This window comes from Corynebacterium confusum (assembly GCF_030408715.1).
In the GTDB taxonomy this organism is placed as follows: domain Bacteria; phylum Actinomycetota; class Actinomycetes; order Mycobacteriales; family Mycobacteriaceae; genus Corynebacterium; species Corynebacterium confusum.
The window spans coordinates 948,291-971,379 of record NZ_CP047202.1 but is presented as its reverse complement, the minus strand read 5'-3'; the positions used below and the strand labels follow the sequence as shown (position 1 = coordinate 971,379).

At 66.5% G+C, this 23,089-nt stretch carries 17 protein-coding genes, 1 tRNA gene and 1 pseudogene; 6 read left to right on the top strand and 13 right to left on the bottom strand.

Annotated elements, in window-relative coordinates; genetic code table 11:
- Nucleotides 1-126: 126 nt before the first annotated feature.
- Together CCONF_RS04605 and CCONF_RS04600 are read left to right on the top strand one after the other, a co-directional pair.
- On the top strand, nt 127-1,044 hold the full coding sequence (locus tag CCONF_RS04605) for a DUF808 domain-containing protein (protein ID WP_290225704.1): 918 nt from the start codon (nt 127-129) through the stop codon (nt 1,042-1,044).
- Nucleotides 1,025-2,329: a chloride channel protein gene (locus CCONF_RS04600; protein ID WP_290225702.1), complete on the top strand. Its 1,305-nt coding sequence runs from the start codon at nt 1,025-1,027 to the stop codon at nt 2,327-2,329. Before CCONF_RS04605 ends, CCONF_RS04600 begins: the two co-directional genes overlap by 20 nt.
- Here CCONF_RS04600 and zupT read toward each other — a convergent pair.
- On the bottom strand, nt 2,298-3,098 hold the full coding sequence (zupT, locus tag CCONF_RS04595) for a zinc transporter ZupT (RefSeq protein ID WP_290225700.1): 801 nt from the start codon (nt 3,096-3,098) through the stop codon (nt 2,298-2,300). The genes CCONF_RS04600 and zupT overlap by 32 nt on opposite strands.
- A gap of 39 nt (nt 3,099-3,137) precedes the next feature.
- Complete coding sequence (locus CCONF_RS04590) at nt 3,138-5,012, bottom strand: BCCT family transporter (protein ID WP_290225699.1); 1,875 nt, start codon at nt 5,010-5,012, stop codon at nt 3,138-3,140.
- A gap of 379 nt (nt 5,013-5,391) precedes the next feature.
- On the opposite strand from CCONF_RS04590, the gene CCONF_RS04585 reads away from it, so the two are divergent.
- Nucleotides 5,392-6,267 (top strand): hypothetical protein, encoded by an 876-nt coding sequence (locus CCONF_RS04585; protein WP_290225697.1) that lies wholly within the window; start codon nt 5,392-5,394, stop codon nt 6,265-6,267.
- A gap of 9 nt (nt 6,268-6,276) precedes the next feature.
- Here CCONF_RS04585 and selB read toward each other — a convergent pair whose 3' ends face one another.
- The 3 genes from selB to CCONF_RS04570 form a co-directional block, all read right to left on the bottom strand.
- Nucleotides 6,277-8,070: a selenocysteine-specific translation elongation factor gene (gene selB, locus CCONF_RS04580; RefSeq protein WP_290225695.1), complete on the bottom strand. Its 1,794-nt coding sequence runs from the start codon at nt 8,068-8,070 to the stop codon at nt 6,277-6,279.
- Complete coding sequence (gene selA, locus CCONF_RS04575) at nt 8,071-9,363, bottom strand: L-seryl-tRNA(Sec) selenium transferase (protein WP_290225693.1); 1,293 nt, start codon at nt 9,361-9,363, stop codon at nt 8,071-8,073.
- 27 nt (nt 9,364-9,390) lie between these two features.
- Nucleotides 9,391-9,485: transfer RNA gene (locus CCONF_RS04570), tRNA-Sec, on the bottom strand.
- 180 nt (nt 9,486-9,665) lie between these two features.
- Here CCONF_RS04570 and selD point away from each other — a divergent pair.
- On the top strand, nt 9,666-10,652 hold the full coding sequence (gene selD, locus CCONF_RS04565; RefSeq protein ID WP_290225690.1) for a selenide, water dikinase SelD: 987 nt from the start codon (nt 9,666-9,668) through the stop codon (nt 10,650-10,652).
- On the opposite strand, the gene yedF is transcribed toward selD, so the two are convergent.
- From yedF to CCONF_RS04535, 6 genes are all read right to left on the bottom strand, one after another.
- Nucleotides 10,649-10,972 carry a sulfurtransferase-like selenium metabolism protein YedF gene (gene yedF / locus CCONF_RS04560; protein ID WP_290225688.1) on the bottom strand — a complete coding sequence of 108 codons (324 nt, stop codon included), beginning with the start codon at nt 10,970-10,972 and terminating at the stop codon, nt 10,649-10,651. The genes selD and yedF overlap by 4 nt on opposite strands.
- On the bottom strand, nt 10,972-12,222 hold the full coding sequence (gene yedE / locus CCONF_RS04555) for a selenium metabolism membrane protein YedE/FdhT (protein ID WP_290225685.1): 1,251 nt from the start codon (nt 12,220-12,222) through the stop codon (nt 10,972-10,974). The genes yedF and yedE overlap by 1 nt, the downstream gene beginning before the upstream one ends.
- A gap of 128 nt (nt 12,223-12,350) precedes the next feature.
- On the bottom strand, nt 12,351-13,469 hold the full coding sequence (nrfD, locus tag CCONF_RS04550) for an NrfD/PsrC family molybdoenzyme membrane anchor subunit (RefSeq protein ID WP_290225683.1): 1,119 nt from the start codon (nt 13,467-13,469) through the stop codon (nt 12,351-12,353).
- Complete coding sequence (locus tag CCONF_RS04545; RefSeq protein WP_290226254.1) at nt 13,466-14,467, bottom strand: 4Fe-4S dicluster domain-containing protein; 1,002 nt, start codon at nt 14,465-14,467, stop codon at nt 13,466-13,468. The genes nrfD and CCONF_RS04545 overlap by 4 nt, the downstream gene beginning before the upstream one ends.
- Before the next feature lie 72 nt (nt 14,468-14,539).
- A complete protein-coding gene (fdnG, locus tag CCONF_RS04540) occupies nt 14,540-17,818 on the bottom strand; it encodes a formate dehydrogenase-N subunit alpha (RefSeq protein WP_290225682.1) in 3,279 nt (1,092 codons plus the stop codon).
- A gap of 108 nt (nt 17,819-17,926) precedes the next feature.
- The gene (locus tag CCONF_RS04535; RefSeq protein ID WP_290225680.1) at nt 17,927-18,622 is read right to left on the bottom strand and encodes a PIG-L deacetylase family protein; all 696 of its coding nucleotides are present in this window, start codon (nt 18,620-18,622) and stop codon (nt 17,927-17,929) included.
- Nucleotides 18,623-18,773: 151 nt separating this feature from the next.
- Here CCONF_RS04535 and CCONF_RS04530 point away from each other — a divergent pair, with 151 nt between their 5' ends.
- Nucleotides 18,774-20,162 (top strand): dicarboxylate/amino acid:cation symporter, encoded by a 1,389-nt coding sequence (locus tag CCONF_RS04530; protein WP_290225677.1) that lies wholly within the window; start codon nt 18,774-18,776, stop codon nt 20,160-20,162.
- 380 nt (nt 20,163-20,542) lie between these two features.
- Here the strand turns inward: CCONF_RS04530 and CCONF_RS04525 are convergent.
- Together CCONF_RS04525 and CCONF_RS04520 are read right to left on the bottom strand one after the other, a co-directional pair.
- A pseudogene (locus CCONF_RS04525) lies at nt 20,543-21,447 on the bottom strand (MFS transporter); the annotation flags it as partial.
- Between the two features lie 186 nt (nt 21,448-21,633).
- Nucleotides 21,634-22,173 (bottom strand): PRC-barrel domain-containing protein, encoded by a 540-nt coding sequence (locus CCONF_RS04520; protein ID WP_290225675.1) that lies wholly within the window; start codon nt 22,171-22,173, stop codon nt 21,634-21,636.
- A gap of 180 nt (nt 22,174-22,353) precedes the next feature.
- On the opposite strand from CCONF_RS04520, the gene CCONF_RS04515 reads away from it, so the two are divergent.
- Entirely contained in the window at nt 22,354-23,079 is a 726-nt protein-coding gene (locus CCONF_RS04515) for a FadR/GntR family transcriptional regulator (protein WP_290225672.1), read from the top strand.
- The last annotated feature ends 10 nt before the right edge of the window (nt 23,080-23,089 follow it).

Below are 23,089 nucleotides of genomic sequence, written 5' to 3'. Positions count from 1 at the left end.
TTGCAGCCGCCGGGGATCCGGGGTAGATTGCAAACGCTTTAGCTGTTGCTTTTTAGCTTCTATTTCCCGCTTTGGCTCTTAAACTTTCGCCCTAAATTTGTCTAGCACTGCCCGGAGAGTGGTTTCATGGCCGGTGGCCTTCTTGCCTTGTTCGATGACATCGCGCTGATCGCGCGTTCGGCGGCCTCGTCGGTAGACGACGTCGCCGCGCTGACTGGCAAGACCTCCGCCAAGGCGGTCGGGGTCGTGGTCGATGACGCCGCAGTGACCCCGCAGTACGTCGCCGGCGTGGACCCCAAGCGGGAGCTGCCGATGATCTGGCGTATCACCAAGGGCTCTCTGGTCAACAAGCTCATCATCATCCTTCCGGTGGCGCTCCTGCTGTCCTGGCTGGCCCCTTGGGCGCTGACCCCCATCCTGATGCTGGGTGGGGCTTACCTCTGCTTCGAGGGCGCCCACAAGATCGCCGCGAAGCTGCTGCCGGGCATGGAGGATCAGGAAACGCCGGTGCGCGAGTCCGGCCCAGAGGCGGAGGACTCGCTCGTGTCCTCGGCCATCCGCACCGACCTCATCCTGTCGGCGGAAATCATGGTCATCGCCCTCAACGAGTTGATGAGCGAGTCCTTCGGGCTGCGCGTTATCACGCTGATTACCATCGCCATCGTCTTTACCCTGGGCGTTTACGGCGCGGTGGCCGTGCTGATCAAGATGGATGACATTGGCCTGCGCCTGCTCGAGCGCCGCGACGGCAACTCCCTGGTCGGCAAGGCCCTGGTCAAGGGCATGCCCTACGTCCTGCACATCATCGGCATCATCGGCACCGCCGCCATGCTGTGGGTCGGCGGCCACATCCTGACCTCCGGCCTGGCGGAGTTCGGCCTGAGCGCGCCCGTCGATGCCGTCCACCACTTAAGCCAGCTGGTTCCTGCCGGCGTGCTGGAATGGCTGGTGGATACCGCCAGCTCGATGGTCTTCGGTTTCGTGGTCGGCGCCATCCTCGTCGCCGTCGTCGAAGGTATTCAGCATGTCCGGGCGGCCAAGTAGCACCACCCCTTCCCCGGGGATCAAGTCCCCGCTCGTCTACGTGGCCCTGGTGGTCGCCGCCGGCCTGGCCGCCGGCATCGTTGGCTTGGTGATGACGCTTTGCGTCGACGCCCTGCTCGTGATCGGCGCGCACGACGACCCGGGCCCCGCGCACTGGGCCACCGTCGTCGGCGTGCCGGCGGCCGGCGGGCTGCTGGCCGGGGCCGGCTGGTGGTGGCTGCGCCGCGGCGGCCCGGTACGCACCGTCGGCGACGCCCTACACGACGGCCGCGGCCTGCCGCTGGTGCGCACGCTGGCCGATGCCGCCTTCCAACTGCTCGCCGCCGGCACGGGCAGCTCGATCGGGCGCGAGAACGCCCCGCGCCAGGGCGCGGCCGTCGTAGCCGCGGCCCTAACCCGGAACAAGAACTCCACTAGCGGCGTCGCCGTCGAGCTGGTGGCCATCGCCGCCGGCGCCGGGTTGGGCGCGGTCTACAACGTCCCGCTGGCCGGTGCCATCTTCGCCTTCTCCGTGCTGCGCATCACCCCTACCCTACGCACGGTGCTCACCGCGCTGGCCGTGTCCGGCCTGGCGACCGTGACCGCCTGGCCCGTGGTGGGCCACCAGGCCTTCTACACGCTGCCTGAGTTCTCCCCCAGCCGCGGGCTGGTCCTGGCGGCCGTGGCCTGGATGGTGGTGGTGATGCCGCTGGCCGGCAGCATCGGCGGCGCTTTCGCGGCGGGCGCGGACTGGGCCGGACGCCACCGCACCCCGCCGCGGTGGTACCTGCCGCTGACCGTCGGCGCGGCGGGGGCGGCCGTGGGGGTCTGCGCGCTGGTCTTGCCGCCGGTGCCGGGCAACGGCTTCGATATCATCCAGCTCACGCTGCACCTGGGCGGCAGCGGCGCGCTCTTTGCCTGCCTGCTGGTGGCCAAACCTCTCCTGACGGTGCTCTGCCTGCGCTGCGGGGCCGTGGGCGGCACGCTCACACCCGCGCTGGCCACGGGGGCGTCGCTCGGCGGGGCCGCCGCCTTCTTCTTCCATTGGACCGGCCTGCCGTGGATGGACAGCGAATACTCGATCATCACCTGCGCGCTCATCGGCGCCGCCGCGGTGCTGGCGGTCACTCAGCGGGCTCCCCTCTTCGCCGCCGTCATCACCTGGGAACTGACCGCGGCCCCGCTGTGGCTGGTCGGCCCAATTGTCGTCTCGGCGCTGGGCTCGTTCTACCTCGCCCGCGAGGCGCGGCGGACGGCGGCCGCGCGCAAGACTCCTACAGGAACAGCAGCAGCGACAGCGCCATGATAGCCATGCCAGCGATGACGCCGTAGATGGCGAAGTGGTGCTTGCCGGTTTCCTCGGCCGTCGGCAGCAGCTCGTCCAGGCTGATAAAGACCATGATGCCGGCGATGGCAGCGAAGCTTACGCCCATCGTCGCCGGTCCCAGCAGCGGCATCAGGAGCACGAAACCGATGAGGGCGCCCATAGGCTCAGCTAAACCGGAGACCAGCGCCCACCAGAAGCCCTTGGCGCGCGAGCCGGTCGCCTCCCGCAGCGGCACGGCCACGGCTATGCCCTCCGGGATGTTGTGGATGGCGATCGCTACCGCGACGGGCAGCGCGACCTGGACGTCCTCGAGGCCGGCCAGGAAGGTGGAAAAACCCTCCGGGAAGTTGTGGATGGCCAGCGCGCCGGCGGTGAACACGCCGGTCTTCATGAGCCGGCGGCGGCGGGCGGCTTCCTCGGTGGTGCCTGGCTCGTGCGGGTTGATTTCCTCCGGCACCAGGCGGTCGATAATCGCGATAACGGCTATGCCTGCGAAAAACGCGCCGACGGCCGCCCAGGTCCCGGCGCGCGCGTCGGCGAAGGCCTCGGTTAGCTGCTCTTTGCCCTCCGGGAGGATCTCGACGAAGGAGACGTACAGCATCACGCCGGCCGACAACCCCAGGGCCCCAGCCATGAATCCGGGGCCCGGGTTACGGCGGCTGACAGCAATGGCGCCACCGATCGCGGTGGACAGGCCGGCCAGCAGCGCCAGCCCGAAGGCGAAGACGATGGTGGGCAGATCGTGCATGCCCACTACCTTAAAGGGCGGGAATGTCGACCGCCGTTATTAGTCCGCCTTAACCCCGCTGTCGTCGTCCGGATCGACGCCGCTGTTGTCCTCGGCGATGTACTCGCCGGTTTCGTAGTCGTAGCCGACGGTGTTTCCTTCCTCGTCGGTGCGGGTGTACCACTCGGTGACCTCATCTGCGGTGGAGTCGAAGTCGGACCCAGTGGCGTAGTCGGATTCGCTGGGCGTCGGCTCGATGCTCAGGGCGAAGTCGTCGCCGTAGTCGCGCACGCCGTGGACGACGGCGTTGGAGATCGCCTGGGACTCGTAGTGGGCACGGATACTCATCGGGTCGTTGCGCAACTCGCGCACCAGGGCCACGCACATGGCCACGATGATGACCGCGAAAGGCAGCGCGGTAATGGTGATGAGGTTCTGCAGGCCCTGCAGGGCATTGCGGCCGCCGGCTAGCAGGATCACCACGGCGATACCGGCCATGCACAGGATCCAGAAGATGGTGATCCAGGGCTTGGGCCGCGGGTTGCCCTTCTGCGTCATCTGCGAGTTGATCAGCGAGGCCGAGTCCGCGGTGGTCACGAAGAAGACCGCAAGCATCACCATCACCAGCGGCGCGACGATTTCGGTACCGGGGAGCTTGTCCAGCACCACGAAGAAGATTTCCTCCGGCGCGGGCATGGACTCGGCGGTGCCATCCGGGGCCACGGCGTTGGACTGGCGCTGCAGCCAGATGGTGGTCCCACCCAGGATGGTGTAGGCACCCACGATGATGGCGGAAGGGATGAAAAGCACGCCCAGGATGTACTGGCGGATAGTGCGCCCGCGCGAAATCTTGGCTACGAAGACGCCGACGAACGGCGCCCAGGACACCCACCAGGCCCAGTAGAACGTGGTCCAGGCCGAGAGGTAGGCCTGCATCTCTTCGCCCTCGCCCATGTTCGCGGCCAGCATGTCCGGCATGGAGCCGACGTACTCGACGACCACGGCCGGCAGCATATTGGCCAAAAACGCGGTCGGGCCGACCACGAAGAAGAAGATCGCCAGGCCGAGCGCCAGGGCCAGGTTGATGTTGGACAGCCAGCGGATACCGCGGGCCACGCCGGAGACCGCCGAAGCGATCGTGCCGACCGATAGCACCATGATGATGACCAGCGCCAGGGCGTTGCCCTCCGGCGACCAGCCGGTGACCACCTCGACGCCGCGGCTAATCTGCAGCGCGCCGATGCCGAGCGTCGCCGCCGTACCAAACAGCGTGGCAATAATCGCCAGGCCGTCGATGACCCGGGCCTGCCAGGAGTCGTTCTTCTTGGTGCCCAGAAGCGGCAGCAGGATGGAGCTCATCAGCGGCACGCGCCCGCGGCGGTAAGACACATAGGCCACGGCAAGCCCGACAATGGCGTAGATGGCCCAGGCGTTAAGGCCCCAGTGCATGGCCGCCTGCGCCATCGCGCCCATCATGGCTTCCTCGCTGGCGGCCTCGTAGGCCCCGGGCCGTGGCGACAGGTAGTGGCTGAGCGGCTCGTAAGGGCCGAAGAAGATGATGCCGATGCCAATGCCGGCGCCAAAAAGCATCGCCGCCCAGCTGACCGTGGAAAACTCCGGTTTTTCCCCGTCCACGCCCAGTGGGATGCGCCCGTAGCGGGAAAAGGCCAGGATCAGCAGCAAAAAGACCAGCCCAATGGCCAGCACGGTAAAGATCCAGCCCAGGTTCGTCATGACCCATTCGAGGGCGACCGAGGAGGCACTGAAAACCTGCTGCGGGGCCAGCACACCCCAGATGATGAAGGCCACGATGAGGCCGCCGACCACCACCAAGATCGGCTTGTCCACCCCGTACTTGATCTTCTGGTCCTCGATGGACACGCCGGGCACCAGCGCCGGGTGGATGTTGTGCGGGTAGATAATGTCCTTGAGCACCCGCTTGGCCTGCGGCAGGCTGCCCGGCTTGCGGTTGTGGCCGGCGCCCCGCTGGGCCGAAACCGGTTCCGACCCTACGCCGGCGTCGGACGATGATGAAGACTCTTGCTGCGAGATGAGGATCCTCCTTGCCCTAGACGCTCGATTCCCGAGTGGATAAGAGAGTGGACAGAAAACATAAGCCGATACTTCTGTGGCGTATACCATAACGCACTGTGTGCTGGACTTCTCCACTTTGGGCGAGCGTTCACCCTAGTAATCGGGTAAAGGCGGCGGAGGCCTCGATAGACTGTCTGGCAGTGAGGGCTTGCCGCTAAGCTTCAGGCTGGTTCTGGCTGAGCCCACCCGTTTCTCAAAGCAACCGCAGGAGCGCCGCCTAATGCGTAACTACCATCTGCCCGCCCAGTTCCTCGGCGTGGAGCACCTGGCCCTCCTGGATCACATCACCGCAGCCCCGGTGCTGAGCCTGCCCGGCCTGGCGCACGAGCCGCAGGTCCTCGAGGTCAGCCTGGAGCCCCTGCCGGCCGGTTGGCGGGTCCGGGCGTCTGTGGGCATCATCGCGACCATCGCGGCGGACGAGGCCGCCGCCTTCCCCGGCCTAGACCGGCTGCGGCGCGCCGGGTTAATTCCCACCACGTGGGCGCAGTGCGAGATCGCCGACCGCGCAGTCGAGGTCGGCATCCACCTGGGTCCTAACGAATGGTTGGTGCCGGTCAACACGGTTCCCGCCCAGACGGTTATCGTCGACGGCGGCCAGCCCGCCGTGGTGGATACTTCCCGCGGGGATCTGCCAGACGATTACGCCGCGTACATCCATGCCTGCCAGCTCATCGTGCGCGTGGACAAGAAGGCGGCGGAGTTAATCGTCAGCACCGAGGACAACGTCTTGGGCACCATCGGCACCCCGGCCGACTACCCCGCTCTGACCGCGGCGTTGGATGCCGCGGGCACCCGCACCGTCTGCGCGCGCGCCTATGTGGCCGACGGCAGCATTGCCGTCGATGTCCCCGCCGACGCAGAATCGCTACGCTTCCGCCCGGCCCCGCCCGCGCTGCCGGACGCCAGCGCCTGGCCGGCCCGCCCGCAGCCACTTACCCAAACCTGGGACGTCACCCTCGACTGCGCCGCCTTCCCCCTGCCCACCCCGGGCGGGCGGCCGGTCGTCGGACCCGACGCTCCCGGCGAAGAGGAGGCCCCCAGCAGCGCCTTCGGGCCGTTCCCGAAGCTGCACCACGACCCGCCGGAGCAGGACTAGCGCCTCCCGCTAGCGCAGCTCGCGGTGCCCGGCGTCGATCCGGCGGGTGACCCGTTGAGCATCGAAGTGCTCAAGCACCGGGATGACCACACGGCGGCTAGTGCCCAGCGCCTGGCGCGCCTGCGAGGTCGTAAACGGCTGGTCCAGCTCGCCCAGGCGGTCCTTGGCCCACTCCAGGCTGGCCGGCACCAGCACGACCCCGCCCCCCAGGCGCACCACGCGCCCGGCGCGCTCGGCGGCGGCCAGCTCCTTCGCGCCCAGCCCCCAGGCCTCCAAGTCGCCGGCCTCCGGGGCGGCGCAGGGGGCATCGGCCAGCCGCTTTTCCAGTTTGGCGATGCCTTCTTCCGCCGCGCCGAGGCCCGCCTGGCGCCCCGGCAGGCTCAGCAGCCCATCGGCCGAACTGACCTTCGCCGCGGCGATGACGACGTCGAGAAGCTCCTCGCCGGGCAAGGCCAAGAGGTGGACGGCGGCCACGCGCGGCATCCCGGCAGCCAGGAGGTTGTCGGCGAAATAGGCCTCGAGCGCGCCCAGCAGCTCGGTCCTCCACTCGGTGACCGCGCGGGCGCTAATCCACCACCCGCGGAAGGCGACCACGCCAGCCGGGCGATTATCCGTATCCAGTCCCTGGCGGGCCAAGTCGTCGACGCGTACGGCCTTGCGGCGACGTACCTGTTCCCCGGCATCGCTGGCATCAGTAATGCCCGCCAGCACCTGGCCGCGCCGGGTCCCGTCCCCGCGGCGGTTGAGCTCCGGCGGGGCGACGTCGATGACCTCGACGCCGGCCAGCACGTGGCGCGCGCCCGAGCCGCGCAGGATGAGGCGGTCCCCGACCACGACCGGCAGCGGTTCCGGCAGCTGCAGGCGGGCGTGCTGGGCGTCGAAAGGCCGCACGTGCACGCCCACCCCGGCGCTGCCCAGATGGGCGACGACCTCCTGCGGGACCTCGTCCAGGCCCCGGCCCGTGGTGCGGCGCACGTCGATAACGCGGGTGGCCTCCCACCTGCCCGGGGTGGCCAGTACGTCGCCGCGGTGGATGGTACCGGCGTCGATGCCGCGCAGGTTCACCGCCACCCGGCTGACCGGCTGGGCGCGGTCGATGGCGGAGTTCTCACTGTGTAGGCCCCGCACCTCAACCTCGCGCACGCCGGTGGCCTGGAACAGGCTGAGCGTGTCCCCGGGCCGCAGTATGCCGGCTACCAGGGTGCCGGTGACCACGGTGCCCGCGCCGGTGATGCTAAACGACCGGTCGATCCACAACCGCACGGCGGCTGCCGGGTCCGGTTCCGGCCCGACTAAGCCGTCGAGGGCCTCGCGCAGCTTGTCGATGCCCTCGCCCGTGACCGCCGAGACCTCCACCACCGGCGCCTGGGCCAGAGGCGTGCCGGCCAGTTCCCGCTGAACTTGAGCGGCGCTTTCCGCCCGCTGCTGCGCGTCCGCCTTGTCCGCGCGGCTTAAGACCACCACCGCGCGTTCGATGCCCAGCGCCACCGCGGCATCGCGGTGATCGCTGCTCTGGGCCTGCCAGCCCTCGTCCGCGGCGACGACGAAGAGCAGGATGGGCGCCGGCCCCAGCCCGATAGGCCCCAGCCCGGCCAGCATGTTGCCCAAGAAACGCTCGTGCCCGGGAACGTCGACGAAGGCGACGTCCTCCCCGCTGGGCAGCGTGGTCCACGCAAAACCCAGGTCGATGGTCAGCCCCCGGCGCTTCTCTTCCTCCCAGCGGTCCGGCTCCATGGTGGTCAGAGCTTTGACCAGCGTGGATTTGCCGTGATCGACGTGTCCGGCAGTGGCGATGACCTGCATCTAGATAGCCTCCTTCAAGGCCGCGAGCAAGGTGGGATCTTCTCCGGGTGGCACGCAGCGCAGATCCACCAGGCAGCGCCCGTCGTGGACGCGCGCGAGCACCGCCGGACTGCCCTTGCGCAAGCGCCCCGCCACTTTGTCGTCTAAGGCGATGGCGTAGCCAGGCAACGGGTACTCCGGCGCCCCGCCGCCGCCCACGCGCCCGGCGTGTTCGACGACCTGCGCGCCCAGCTCCGCGGCGATCGCCTCGGTGCGGGCTTTCAGCGACTCGGCGCTGACGTGCAGCGCGTCCGCGACGGCGTTGCTCGGGGTGTTCAGCGCGGCCTCCAGGGCGTTGAGCCGCAGCTTGTCCACCCGCAGGGCCCGGGCCAGCGGGTGCTTCTTCATGCAGGCGATGGCCTCCTGCGTCCCGAGCAGAATCCCGGCCTGGGGGCCGCCCAGCAGCTTGTCCCCGGAGGCGATGACCACGTCCGCGCCGGCCGCCAATTGGGCGTGCAGGTCAGGCTCGTCCGGCAGCGTCGCATCCGGGGTCAAAAGACCCGATCCCAAGTCCACGATGAGGCGGATGCCATGCTCCTGCGCGACTGGGCGCAGCTGCTCCACCGAAACCGAGCTGGTAAAGCCGGTGATCCGGAAGTTCGAGGGGTGCACCTTCAAGATGGCTCCTGACTCCGGACCAATGGCTCCGACGTAGTCGTGGAGGTGGGTCCGGTTCGTCGCCCCGATCTCGCGCAGGCGCACGTGCGAGGACTCGATGAGCTCCGGCAGGCGGAAGCCCGCGCCGATTTCGATGAGCTCTCCCCGCGAGATAATCACTTCCTGGTGCGGGGCCAGCGCCGCAGTGGCCAGCAGCAGGGCGGCCGCGCCGTTGTTGACGATGAGCGCGTCCTCAGCCGCCGGGCACGCCGCGAGCAGCGCGTTGACCGCGCCGCGTCCGCGGTGCTTGGAGCGCAAGCCCGTCTTCAGGTCCAGCTCCACGTCGGTGTAGCTGGCGGCGGCGACTAGGGCATCGACGGCCGCGGGCGGCAAGGGGGCGCGGCCCAGGTTCGTGTGCACGATAACGCCCGTGGCGTTAATGACCGGCCGCAGCGAATAAGGCTGGGCGCTGCCGACTCGCCGGGTGACCTCGCTCGCCACGTCCTCCGGCGGCACCTGCCCGCGGCGGGCCTGGTTGAGAACACCGTCGACGATGCTGCGAATCACCGGCTCAGCCACGTGCGCCCGGGCCTGCTCGACCTCGGGCAGTTTCAGCAGTTCATCGGTGCGCGGGATGTTGCGGCGCGGGTCAGTCACGGCACTCCTGGATAAAAATAAGCTTATTGGCGGAGACGGACAGGAATCGAACCTGCCAGACCGAGATACTCGGCCTCACCGGTTTTGAAGACCGGGGCGCCCACCAGGACGCAGACGCCTCCACCGGAGACTCTACCAAGCACCCCCGCGGCCAACACTAGCGCCCGCCTGCCTAGGCGCGCCCTTCGCGGTCACCAGCGCAATCTAAGCGCACACTTTCCTGCTCCCGGTGAGCGCGAAGGGTTCATGGGTGGCGCGACAATCGTGCCATCCTAGGCGCTTTGACGGGTAGGCTCGGGAGCATGGACGATATCAAGCTGACCTCATTCGCAACAGGCGGCGGTTGCGCCTGCAAGATCCCCGCTGGCGAGCTCGAATCCGCCGTCGAAGGCCTGGTGGGCCACGCGGACCCGAACGTCATCGTCGGCCTTGACGCGGGAGACGATGCCGCCGCGGTCAAGATCCAGTACGGGCTGGCTGTCATCTCCACCGCCGACTTTTTCACGCCGATGCTCAACGAGCCTTATGACTGGGGCCGGGTCGCCGCGGCGAACGCGCTGAGCGACGTCTATGCGATGGGCGGCACGCCCGTTACCGCCATCAACCTCGTAGGTTGGCCGCGCGAGGTGCTGAGCCTGGATATCCTGCGCGAGGTGCTGCGCGGCGGCATGGACGTGGCCGAGCAGGCAGGCATTTCGATTACCGGCGGGCACTCTATTACCGCGCCGGAGCCACTCTACGGGCTCTCGGCCACGGGCATCGTGGCCCCAGACAAGCTCATGCGCAACGATTCCGCCGAGCCGGGCCTCCCCATCACCCTGACCAAGCCCATCGGCGTCGGCATCTTGAATAACAAGCACAAGGCCACCGGCGAGGCCATCCCTTCGGCGGTCGAATCCATGACCACACTGAACCGGGAGGCCGCCCAGGCCGCCACCCGGGCCGGGATCAAGGCCGCGACCGATATCACCGGCTTCGGCCTGCTGGGCCACCTGTACAAGATGTGCCACGCCTCCGGCATCGCGGCGGAGGTAGATCTGTCGGCCGTGCCCGCCATCGATGGCGCCCGCGAGGCGCTGGCCGCCGGCTTCATCCCCGGCGGCTCCCGCCGCAACCTGGACTGGGTCCGCCCGCACCTGGACGGAGGCGAGGCCAGCGAGGAAGACCTCATCTTCCTGGCCGACGCGCAGACCTCCGGCGGTCTGCTACTCATCGGCGAAGTGCCAGGCTACCCCGTCATCGGCCGCACCGTGCCGGCTACCGGCGAGACCCTGATTAGCGTGCGCTAGCGGCCCAGCTTATTTTTCAGCTTGCCCAGCAGACCCGGCTTGGTCTGTTGGGTTTTGTTGTCCATGCGCGGGCCGGTGACGTGCTCACCGCGCTCGAAGACGAAGGTCATGCGGGCGCCAGTGCGCTCCGGCTCGCCGACCAGGCGGTGGCCGGCGGCGGTGGCATCGTCAGGCACGTTGCGGAAGGCCTGCGGGCAGTCGGTGGTGATCTGCAGCTTCTGCCCCGGGTCCATGTCCTGCAGGGCGCTCAAAGTCTGGATAACCGGGTAGGGGCAGGATTCGCCGCAGAGGTCCAGCTCGAAATCGGGTAGCTCGTTCACTAGTTGTCCTTTCCGTACTGGGCGTCGAGGCGGCCGCGGCGGTCGGTTCGCAGCGGAGCCTGCGCCAGCCACCACAGGCCGAGGGCGGCCAGCGAGGTGATGAGCGCCAGCCAGGGACCCCAGGACTCGTAGAAGTTGAGCTTGATGGCGTTAGCAACCAGGGCATCGTAAATGCCCCAGTGATCCCAGCCGAAGGCCAGGACGGTGGCGCCGATGATGTTGCCGGCGAAAGCAACCCAGGCCACCAGCTGGCCCTCCATCGCGCGGTACATCATGCCGGTCTCGCAGGCCCCGGCGAAGATGATGCCAATGCCGAAGAGGAAGCCGCCAAGGATGGTGCCCCAGCCGGCCGGCTTGGTCAGCGGGGTGGCATCCGTAAGCAGCAGGACCGCGAAGGTCACGACGACGGCGGCGGCCAGACCGATGATCAGCGAATCCGCCAGCTTGGTCTTCTTGGTCACCCACAGGTCACGGAACGCGGCGGTGAAACAGATCTGGCCGCGCTGGATGAGCACGCCGAAGGCCAGGCCGAAGAGGACGGCCACGCCCAGCAGCGGCTGGCCGGAAGCGAAGTAGACGACGGCGATGACAAGCGTCACGATGGTCACGGCGATGCCCAGCCAGCGCTTGCGCTGCAGCTGCCGGCGCACGTCCGCCAGGCCCACCTTGGGCGTGTTAATCGGCTTGGGCTTGGAGGGCCCGCGCCACCACGGCATTTTGATGATCTTGACGCCCACGGCCGTGCCGACCGCGGTCATGATGGTAAACAGCCAAGCGTGCAGGGAGAACTGCGGGATGCCGGTGAACATGGCGGCCAGGTTGCAGCCAAACGCCAGGCGGGCGCCGAAGCCGGCGATGATGCCGCCGCACAGGGCCTGGGCCCAGCGGCGCTTCAGCGGCGGGATGCGCCAGCGGAAATCGCCGGCGATGAGGGCGGCCACCAGGGAGCCAATGAGCATGGCGACGACGATCCAGCCGTCGGTGCGCTGGAGGGGGTTGCCCTCCATGGTGGTGACCTCCTGGTAGTACTGCCAGGACTGGATATCTGTACCCAGGGCCTCGACCAGGTGGCCACCCAGGCGGGTAAACTCGCCGGTCACTGCCCAGACAGTGCCGGTCAAAAGGAAGTAGAGACCACTGATCACACCCAGGATGGCGAACACGGGTCCAGGGGCAAGGCCTACGCGGCTGCGGTAGAAGGCGTCGTACGAGCGCTTGTCGTAGGACGACTTCGTGCGGGGAATAGTCACGAATCTGCAATCTTTCATTCGGTTGTAGCTTGTGCCGAAGGTTCTGTCCCACCTTGGGCACACGAGCCAACATTATGCCGCCCTTTGCCAGGGCTGACAAACCGAAAACTCAGACTGCGCTGTCCCCGCTAGTCCGGGGTGACGACCGAGGTATCCAAGCCCTGCTCCGCGCGGCGCGCGGCGGCTCGACGCTTCTGTGGGCCGATGGTCGTCATCGGGTCCTTGACCGCTTCCAGACCCGCATTCAGCACGCCGAAACGCGTGCACGCCGAGCCGGCCAGCAGGCTTAGGCCGGAGGCGACCGCGCCCCACCGCGACTTGGTTAGCGCGGAGATGGCGGTGCCCACTCCCCCGGCGGCGATGAAGTACTCGGAGGCCTTCATCAGCTTGCCGGGCGTGCCCTTGTGCAGGGTCTCGCGCGGCTCGGGCTCCATGTTTTCTTCCATGACGCGGGTGGCAACCAGATCGCTGACCGCGGCCATCATGCCCAGGGCACGGGCCGGGCCGGCGAACTGCTGCGGGGTGGTCACCATCGCCAGGCCGGAGGCCGCCGCCGAGGCCGAGGAGACGAAGACGAAGGCCAAGTGCCGCTTCGTGTCGTTCCAGGTCGGGTTCGAGGTGTTACCCAGCAGTACGGCCGTGTAGCCGGCCAGCGGGCCACCCAGTACACCGGCGACGACGCCGGCTGGACCGGCCGCGCCGTGCACGGCCTTGCGCGCGAACTTCGGCAGGGGGACGCGGCGCCCGGTAGCATCGTCGAGCTCGGACAGAGCTGGCAGCGAGGCCGCCGTGGCGAAGGTAGCCAGGATCCAGGAACCGATGCTCATCGGCGAGGTCACCTTGAACACGCGGAACATGTTGAGCAGCCGCTCTGGGCGGCCCAGGTCAAACACCAGGCAGACCGAGCCGGCCGCAGCCGCGCCGAAGGCGGAGATCGACGTCGAACGCCGCAGCGCGCGGTTGCCGGTGGCCTGCGCGCCCAGCGACAGCAGCGCCGAACCGCCGGAGACGCCGCCCAGGAACAGGTAGGCGCCAATCGGCCATTCCCACGGCGGGGCCTTGACCACGGGCTTGCCGTAGTAGGAGGAGAACTCGAAGTCCTCCGCCATGCGCTGCTCCTTGGAGCCATCCTGCGCGCCGGCGCCTACCTTGCCGCGCTTCTTGCGCTTCGGCTTGGTTCCGTCGAATTTCTTGTAGCGGTTAGCCCGCTCCGGCTGCGGGGGCCGGTATTCGTCGTATGCGCTCACTTCTTGCCTCCCAACACGAAGGATCCCGCGACCGCCAGCGCCATCGCGCCGATTGCCTTAGCTGCTGTCTTGTACATCTGCGGCAGATCCGCAGTGGGCACGCGCGGATCCGGCGGCAGGCCGTAGACCTCCGGCGAATCCAGCAGCAAGAACAGCGAGCCGGTGCCGCCGACGCCGTCCTCCGAGTTCGCCCCGTAGAGGCGCGCCTCGTGCAGGCCCTGCGCGTGCAGCTCGCGCACGCGCTCCTGGGCGACGGCGAGCATGTCGTCGTAGGTACCGAACTGGATGGAATTGGTCGGGCAGGTCTTCGCGCACGCCGGCTCCTGCCCCATCTTCAGCCGGTCGTAGCACATGGTGCACTTCTGGGCCACGCCCAGGTTCTTGACCGGCATGGGCTGGCCCGCGGTGTGGTCGTCGCCCTGCGGTTTAAGCTGCTTGAGCTTAGCCAGGACGTTGACGCCCGCATGGGAGTTGTCCTGGTGATCGACGGTGGCGGTCTTGTCCGTCTTCAGGGTCACGCCCCCGTCGTCGCGGCGCTCAATCACGCCGAACGGACAGCCTGCCACGCAAGTACCGCATCCGTTGCAGACGTCGTCCTGGACGACCACGGTGCCGAACTCGGTGCGGAAGAGCGCGCCTGTCGGGCACACGTCCAGACAGCCGGCGTGGGTGCAGTGCTTGCACACGTCCGACGACATCAGCCAGCGGAAATCCGAAGTATCCGGCGGGGTGGTATCAATCTCTGGCTCCGCGCCGCCGATGGTCGGCATGCCCAGCGAGATGAGCTTGCGCCCCTCCTCGCGGGCCTCCTGGATGCGGTCGTCGCCCTGCTCCACGAACGCCACGTGGCGCCAGGTGTTCGCCCCCAGCGCGCCGGTGTTGTCGTAGGAGTTGCCGGTGAGCTCGTAGCCCTCGACGGGGTTCCGGTTCCACTCCTTGCAGGCGACCTCGCAGGCCTTGCAGCCGATACACACGGAGGTATCGGTGAAAAACGCCATGCGCGTGTACGAGTCATACCCGTGGGAGTGCTCGGTCAGCGCGTTGGAATTAGCGCCCAAAACGTCAGTCACCTAGAACTCCTTTCCTTCGTCGTCCGCCACGTTGCCGGCGGTCCGGTCCGTGCCGGTGCCGCCGTCTTCATCGGCATTTTTGGACTCGATGGTGAACTCATCGAGCACGTCAACCAACTGGTTGCCCGAATCCAGGTCCAGGTTGGCCCGGCGCTGGTATTCGTGCAGCAGCTCCAACTTGGCCTGGCCGCGCGGGCGCCGGCCCGGCTGGATATCGCAGGCGCCGATCTTCGAGTTCTGGATGAACACGTTCGGCTCCAGCGTCAGCCCCAGCAGGTCGTTCGGGCCGTCGCCGGCCACGACCACGTTATCGGAATCGCCGTAGTGGAACGGCAGACCCAACTGGTGGAACTCCTGGCCGTTGATGACCAACGGCTCCATGCGGTCGGTGACCAACACCTGCGCCTCGATCACACCGCGGGGCGAGACAATCGTGGCCCAGCCGCCGTTTTCCAGGCCGCGCTTTTCTGCCAGGGCCTTGGAGACCTCGCAGAACAGCCCCGGCTGGAGCTCCGCCAGGTACGGCAGGCGGCGCGACATCGCACCCGAGGTGTACATCTCCGTCAGTCGGTACGTGGAGAAGACGAACGGGAAGACCTCGGATCCCGGCGTGCCGGCCTCCGGCTTCGACAGGTTGTCCGGGCGCTTGATGGTCAAGCGCGTCGGCGACTGCTGCTGCTTGTACAGGATGTTGCGCACCGGAGACTCATGCGGCTCGTAGTGCGTCGGCAGCGGACCGTCCGACAGGCCCGACGGGGCGAACAGCCAGCCGCGGCCGTCGGTCTGCATGATGAAGGCATCCGTACCGTCCAGGGCAGCCGGGCCCACCGCGTCGATGGGCGCCTTGTAATCCGGCGGCAGCGTGGCCGGGAAGTCCGGCACGTCGTCGCCGGCCCACTTGCCGGCCTCGGCGTCCCACCAGATGTACTTTTTGCGCTCCGACCACGGGGTGCCGTCCGGCGCCGCCGATGCCCGGTTGTACAGGATGCGGCGGTTCGCCGGCCACGCCCAGCCCCATTCCAGAGCGACCTCGTTCTGCTCCGAGCCCGGGACCTTCTTGGCCGAGTGGTTGATGCCGTCCTTGTAGACGCCGGTGTAGATCCAGCAACCACCCGAGGTGGTGCCGTCCGACTTCATCTCCGTGAACGCCGGCAGCAGCTGGCCCTTTTTCGGGCCGTCCAGGTAGTAGCCGTTGATCTCCTTGAGGATGTCCTCCGAGTGCGGCTCGCCCTCCTCGTTTTCCTCGTAGTCCCACGCCAGCGCCTGGATGGCGCGGTCACGCGGGTCAGTGGAATCCGCCAAGCGCTCCTTGATCTTCTTACCCAGCTGGTAGAAGAACCACAGCTCGCTGGTGGCGTCGCCTGGGGCATCGACAGCCTTGAAACGCCACTGCAGCATGCGCTGCGTCTGCGTGAAAGTGCCCGCCTTTTCCACGTGGGTGGCCGCCGGCATGAGGAAGACCTCCGTGCCGATCTCTTCCGTCTTGAGCTCGCCGGTCTTAATCTCCGGGGAGTCGTGCCAGAAGGACGCGGTCTCAATCTCCTGGAAGTCGCGGACCACCAGCCACTTCAGCGCGGCCAGGCCACGGCGCTGCATGCCACCGTTGGATTGCGCCACCGCCGGGTTCTGGCCGAAGACCAGATAACCCTCGACCTGCCCGTCGAGCATGCCCATGAGCGTCTCGTAGGTCGAGTGCGCCCCGGAGAGGCGCGGCATCATGTCGAAGCCCCAATTGTTGTCCTTCGTGGCGTTGTCGCCGAAATAAGACTTCATCAGGGACACGGCGTAGTTTTCGCCGATGTGCCAGAAGCCCTTCGAGCCCGGCTTGGCGAAGTTGGCCACGTAGTTGTCCCAGCCGTCGTCCTGGACGTTCGGCATCGGCAGGTAGCCCGGCAGGTTGTTAAACAGCGTCGGAATATCCGTCGAGCCCTGGATCGAGGCGTGCCCGCGCAGCGCCATGATGCCCGAGCCCGGACGACCGACGTTGCCCATCAGCAGCTGCAGGATAGCCGCCGTACGGATGAACTGCGCGCCCAGCGTGTGCTGGGTAAAGCCCAAAGCGTAGGCGAAGCACGTCGTACGATCCGGCTTGGAGTTATCCGCGATCGACTCCGCCAGGTAGTAGAAGTCCTCCTGCGAGATACCGCAGGTCTCCTCCACGATCTCCGGCGTGTAGCGCGCGTAGTGACGCTTGAGAATCTGGAACACCGAGTTCGGGTGCTGCAGGGTCTCGTCGCGCTCCACGTTCCACGCCTGGCCCTCGTCCTTCTTGACGTACTGCCACGAGTCGTTGACGTACTTGCCGGTCTCCGGGTCGAAGCCGGAGAACAGCCCGTCCAAGTCCTCAGTGTCCAGGTAGTCCTCACTGATGATGGTCGGCGCGTTGGTGTAGTTGACCACGTAGTCGTGGAAGTACAGATCGTTGTCGATCATGTACTTGATCAACGCACCGAGCAGCACCACGTCCGTGCCACCGCGGATACCGATGTGTCGGTTCGCGAAGGCAGAGGTACGCGTGTACCGCGGGTCCACGTGGATGATGCGGGCACCACGCTTCTTGGCCTCAACCACCCACTGGAAGCCCACCGGGTGGCACTCGGCCATGTTCGAACCCTCAATGACGATGCAGTCCGCATTCGCCATATCCTGCAGCGGCTGAGTTGCGCCGCCGCGGCCAAACGAAGTTCCCAAACTGGGAACGGTGGCGGAGTGTCATATGCGGGCCTGATTTTCGACCTGCACCGCGCCCGTGGCGGTAAACAGCTTCTTAATCAGGTAATTTTCCTCATTATCGAGCGTCGCCCCGCCCAGGCCAGCCACACCCATGGTGCGGTTGAGCGGACGGCCGTAATCGTCCGTGTCCTGCCAGCCGTTGCGGCGGGACTCCAGGTAGCGGTCCGCGATCATCTCCATCGCGGTATCCGTGTCCAAGTCCTGCCACTCGGTGGCGTACGGCGCGCGGTACTTGATGGTGGTCAGGCGGGACTCGGAGTTGATCAGCTGCTCCGAGGCCGAGCCCTTCGGGCACAGGCGGCCGCGCGAGACCGGCGAATCCGGATCACCCTCGATCTGAATGACCTTGTCATCTTTGACGTAGACGCGCTGGGAACAACCCACCGCACAATAGGGACACACAGACTGGACAACCTTGTCCGCCTCCGCGGTCCGACCGTGCAGGTGCTGACTCTTCGTGGACTGGGTATTAACGTCCCGTCCGAAGGCGTCACCCGAGCGGAACTGGCGCACGACAGGCCAGTTGAGAGGGCTAAATTTAGACATGTCCTCAATCTACGGCGCAGACCGCCCGATTTCCAGAAAGGCTATCCTAATTAAGCCCTGTTAGAGCCGCTGCCACGGCTTTTCGTTGCCGCGTCAAGTTCCTGCGTTCTAAACCGGATCGTAGACGCGGACGCGGAGCCCGTAGCCGCCGTCCATCGCGACCATCTGCGGGATAAAATCCTCCGGGCGCGGATGGTCGGGCAACTCTTCGAGATAGCGCTTGTGCTCGCTCAACGATGCCACCCCACCAGCCACCGCTTCCCCGCTCAACGTCTGCACGTGGGTACTGTCCGGGTCGTTAGCCACCAGCAGCCGCTGCGCCTTGTGGGCCGGCAGGTCCAAGTCTTGGAAGATCCAGGGGTTGTCGGCATCCCGGATGGCGTCAATCGTGGACACCCCCACCGCACGGTGGTCGACGTGGTTGAGCCCCCAGCGCGCCTGCAGGCCGAACATCATGATGGCGACGGTGTCCGGCTGAAACTTCCGGATCTTGGCGGCAATGGCCCGGCGCACCGCGTGCGAGTGCTCCACCAGCCCGTCCGGGAAGTCCAGGATTTCCAAGTCCTCGACCCCGACGGCCGCGCAGGCGCGCCGCTGCTCTTCGGTGCGCAGCGGGCCGCATTCTTCCGGCGGCAGGCTCCTAATTCCGGCCTCGCCGGCCGTGACCAGTAAGTAGGCCACCTCCTTGCCGGCGTCGGTCCATTGCTTGACCGCGCAGGAGATGCCGTACTCGGCATCATCCGGATGCGCCACCACCACGAGAATGCGTTCCAGCTGCGAGTCATCCAGTGTTTGCAGAGCCATGTCCCCATTCTGCCAGTAGTTTCGACGGCCGGCTAGGGCGCCCAGGATTGTGCGATTAACCTGCCAGGGTCTAAGGTGGAACAGGCAATTTAAAGAACTACCCTGTCTATTTTTCCCAACCTAGTCGGTTCATTTCTAAAGAAGGTTTCTCATGTCCTCTTCCACGCCCTCGTCCGCAGCCACGCCTGCCGACGATAAGAACACCCGCGGCTCCTCCGGCCTGCCCAAGTGGGCCACCGGCTTCGGCGCCCAAGTTATCGCCGGCCTGATTATCGGCCTCATCCTCGGTTTCATCGCCGCCGGCATGGGCGGCACCTCCGAGGAACCCAACTGGCTTACCTCCCTGCTCACCGGCGTCGGCTCCGCCTACGTCCAGCTCCTCAAGGTCATGGTGCCGCCACTGATTTTCGCCGCGGTCATCACCTCGGTCGCCAACCTGCGCAAGGTCGCCAACGCCGCCTCCCTGGCGATTTCCACCCTCATCTGGTTCGCCATCACCGCCCTGATTTCCGTAGTCATCGGCATCCTCGTCGCCGTCGTCATGAAGCCGGGCGTGGGCACCACCGTGGACGCCTCCACCGCCGCGGAACCCGGCAACGTTGGCTCCTGGCTTGGCTTCCTCCAGTCCATCGTCCCGGAAAACTTCATCGGTCTGGGCGCCTCCTTCAGCGACAACGAGGTCTCGCTGAGCTTCGGTGCCCTGCAGATCCTCGTCGTCTCCCTGGCACTGGGCATCGCCGCCGTCAAGGCCGGCAAGGCCGCCGACCCGTTCCTGAACTTCACCGAGTCCTTCCTCAAGGTCATCCAGGTCGTTCTGTGGTGGATCATCCGCCTGGCACCTATCGGTACCGCCGCGCTCATCGGTAAGGCCGTCTCCTCCTACGGCTGGGACGCCCTCGCCTCCCTGGGCAAGTTCGTCCTCGCCATGTACGTCGGCCTGGCCCTGGTCATCCTGGTCGTCTACCCGGCCGTGCTGGCCTACAACCGCGTCCCAGTCATGGGCTTCTACAAGCGAGTTTGGCCCGTGTTCTCCCTGGGCTTTGTCACCCGTTCGTCCATGGGCGTAATGCCGGTGACCCAGCGCTTTACCGAGAAGGCCATGGGCGTGCCACGCGAATACGCCTCCTTCGCCATCCCGCTGGGCGCGACGACCAAGATGGACGGCTGCGCCTCCATCTACCCGGCCATCGCGGCCATCTTCGTCGCCCAGTTCTACGACATCCCGCTGAGCCCGACCCAGTACCTGCTCATCATCTTCGTTTCGGTCATCGGCTCGGCCGCCACCGCGGGCACCACCGGCGCGACCGTCATGCTGACCCTGACGTTGTCCACCCTGGGGCTGCCCCTGGCCGGCGTCGGCCTCCTGCTGGCCATCGAGCCCATCATCGACATGGGCCGCACCGCCGTCAACGTCACCGGCCAGTCCGTGTGCGCCACCATCGTCGCCAAGCGCGCCGGCATCCAGGACAAGCAAGTCTGGGACGCTGCCGAGCACGGCGTCGGCGACATCATCGAGCCGTCCAAGCAACCTGCCGCCTAAGCCGGTACCGCCCAAGCCCCTCCGGGGGGCTTTTTCATGCCTTCCACACCCTTGATGAACCCTTTGCGGTCACCAACACCGCCCGGCTGCACCAGAATCCGCTTCCCGTGAGCGCGAAGGGCGCACCCGCCCGGCCACCAGGCACCAATCCCCCTTCATGAACCCTTTGCGGTCACCAACACCGCCCGGCTGCACCAGAATCCGCTTCCCGTGAGCGCGAAGGGCGCACCCGCCCGGCCACCAGGCACCAATCCCCCCTTTATGAACCCTTCGCGGTCACCAACACCGCCCGACTGCACCAGAACCCACTCCCCGTGAGCGCGAAGGGCGCACCTCAAAATGTCTTCAATGTGCAAGTTGCTGCCCTTGGCGGCGTCGGTGCGACCGTGGACGAGGTAGTAGACGCAGCCCGCCACCACAATGAGGCCGGCGAGCAACCAGTACATGGCCGAGTAACCGGTAGAAGAAATGAGCATGCCCAGGAAGATCGGGCCGAGCCCCACGCCCAAATCGAGGAAAAGGAACATGGTCGAGATGCCGGCGCCGGCGGTCAGGCCGGTCGCGTGCGCATAAGAGCTAAGGAAGGTCACGACGCCGGTGTAACCGATGCCCACCAGGAACATGAACATACCGATGGGGCGACCCGCGGGTGGACCACCGCCGCCAAGGTGAATTTCGGCCGGTAATCGCGGTTTTTCTCCGGAACCTTGAGGAACAAGACGACGACAACATCGATGATGGTAAGCGCGGAGACGACCATAAACATCGTGGTATACCCCGGCCCGTTGGCCAGAAAGAGGCCGATGGCCGGGCCGATTGCCGTCGCCAGCGTGGTGCCGAGGGCGAAATAGCCGGTCCCCTCGGCGCGCTTGCGGTTCGGGACCACGGCTTGCGCCACGGCCATAATCGCCGTGGAGGCCACCACGTAGCCCACGCCGTGCACGAAGCGAACGGGAATCAGCACCGCCAGCGAGTGCGCTGGGAAGTACAAAGCACAGCTGACCACGACCAGCAACAGCGACACCAAGAGCGAGGACCGGCGGCCCGCGGCGTCGACCACGTAGCCGGAAAAGAGCCGGGCCACGGTGGCGCCCACGACGAAGGAGCTAGCAGCGAAGCCACCGGCGGTATCGGAAGCACCGAATTGGGTGACGGCATAGACCGCCATCGTGGTGATCAGGATGTAGAAGACGAGGAACTGCGCGAAGTTTACGATCCACGCGAGGATAAAAGTCGGGTTGAAAAGCTTGTCGTTGTCGGCATGCGTTACGGACGTATGGGTCACCGTCTTGAGTTGTGGCAAGCTGCACGCGGCAGCGGGAATTATTGGAACCGAAATACCTAATCACTACCACTTAGCCGCCCACGCACTGCCTCACCAACGACAAGAACTAGGCGAAGACCTGCTGGCAGCACAAAACCGCGGCAAGCGCGGGGCCTGCCGGGGTGTTCTATTTAGACGGGGAAGTGTTTACTTCTTTTCCTGGGTGCCCAGGCCGTCGGTGTCGATCTGCTCCTTGCGCAGATCCTCGGTGTGGCGCTGGGTCTCGATGACCTGCTCCTTGTTGACGTTGAGCTGCTCCTCGGAACGGATCATGGAGCCGTCGTTGTTAGCAGCGGTGCGCTCGCCGGCAACGCCAGCGGTATCGGCGTTGGTGCGGTCCTGCTCGCGGTTAACGTCGCGGTACTCGGTGCGGTCCTCGGCTTGCTCCAGGCCGTAGTGACGGAAGATGTCGTTCTGCTGTTCCGGGGTCAGTGCGGAGTCGGAATCGAAGTCCGGGGCATCCTTGATGCGATCCTTGGAGAATGCCAGACGCAGCTCGTCGCCGTTGAAGTCGTGGCCGCGCAGCGGGACCAGGCTGCTGTTCATGCCGAACAGACCGTGCTTGACGTCCACGAAGGTGGGCTTACCAGTGTTGTCGTCCACGAAGATCTCGTTGACGTCGCCGAGCTTCTCGCCGTCCTTGTCGTAGGCGGTGGCGTTGAGCAGGTCCTTGATGTCCTTAGACATAGTCGCACTTTCCTCTCGGCTAGTTATTGGTAATTTCGTCTGTCGGAATAACACGGCCTACACCCGCGGTCCGACGGCCAAGCGTGCCCGCCGCTGAAACGACTCACTCCAGCCCGGGCACACCGACTAAACTAGAAGGAACTGAGTCCGCCGGCCCCGAGCTAGAAAGTCAGTCCCTCCATGTTCAACCACTCCGGCGCCGCCGCCCATGCCGTGACCGGCATTATCAACTACATCCGCTCCCGGCGGCTGACCACCGGCGATATGCTGCCCTCCGAGGCCGCGCTGTGCGAGGAGCTGGGCTGTTCCCGCTCCAGCGTGCGCGAGGCGGTCCGCACCCTGTCGAGCCTGGACATCGTCGAGGTGCGCCACGGCCACGGCACCTACGTCGCGGACATGTCCCTGTCCCCCATGGTCACGAGCATGGTCTTCCGTATCGTTTTGGACACGGACCACTTCCTCGAGCGCCTCCTGGACGTGGTCAACACCCGACAGGCCCTCGACCTATGGATGACCGACGACCTGGTCAGTCACTACCGCGGTGAAGACATGTCCCAGCTGCAGACCATCGTGGAGGGCATGCGCGTCCGGCGCGCCAAGGGCGAGTTGTTCACCCGCGAGGACCGCGCCTTCCACGCCCAGTTGGTCTCGGTGACGTCCAACCCCCTCATCAAAGAGCTTTCTGATGCCTTCTGGCAGGTCCACATGGCCGTCCTCCCGCACGTGCGGATCGCCCTATCGGAGAACCTCGACTTGACCGTCGAGGCCCACCAAGACATCATCAACGCCCTTTATGCTGGCGATGCCGACGCCTACCGCCGCGTCGTCGTCGAGCACTACTCCCCGCTCAAGCGCGCCATCGACCGCCACACCATGGGGCACCGCTCGAGCGCGCGCCTGAACTAGGCATGCAAAA

Excerpts from the sequence above, each read along its gene's own strand:
- selD (WP_290225690.1), top strand. The coding sequence starts at position 9,666 with ATGGACGATATCAAGCTGACCTCATTCGCAACAGGCGGCGGTTGCGCC.
- selB (WP_290225695.1), bottom strand. The coding sequence starts at position 8,070 with ATGCAGGTCATCGCCACTGCCGGACACGTCGATCACGGCAAATCCACG.
- CCONF_RS04585 (WP_290225697.1), top strand. The coding sequence starts at position 5,392 with ATGCGTAACTACCATCTGCCCGCCCAGTTCCTCGGCGTGGAGCACCTG.
- CCONF_RS04600 (WP_290225702.1), top strand. The coding sequence starts at position 1,025 with ATGTCCGGGCGGCCAAGTAGCACCACCCCTTCCCCGGGGATCAAGTCC.
- CCONF_RS04515 (WP_290225672.1), top strand. The coding sequence starts at position 22,354 with ATGTTCAACCACTCCGGCGCCGCCGCCCATGCCGTGACCGGCATTATC.
- CCONF_RS04520 (WP_290225675.1), bottom strand. The coding sequence starts at position 22,173 with ATGTCTAAGGACATCAAGGACCTGCTCAACGCCACCGCCTACGACAAG.
- CCONF_RS04535 (WP_290225680.1), bottom strand. The coding sequence starts at position 18,622 with ATGGCTCTGCAAACACTGGATGACTCGCAGCTGGAACGCATTCTCGTG.
- CCONF_RS04605 (WP_290225704.1), top strand. The coding sequence starts at position 127 with ATGGCCGGTGGCCTTCTTGCCTTGTTCGATGACATCGCGCTGATCGCG.
- zupT (WP_290225700.1), bottom strand. The coding sequence starts at position 3,098 with ATGCACGATCTGCCCACCATCGTCTTCGCCTTCGGGCTGGCGCTGCTG.
- CCONF_RS04530 (WP_290225677.1), top strand. The coding sequence starts at position 18,774 with ATGTCCTCTTCCACGCCCTCGTCCGCAGCCACGCCTGCCGACGATAAG.
- CCONF_RS04545 (WP_290226254.1), bottom strand. The coding sequence starts at position 14,467 with ATGGCGTTTTTCACCGATACCTCCGTGTGTATCGGCTGCAAGGCCTGC.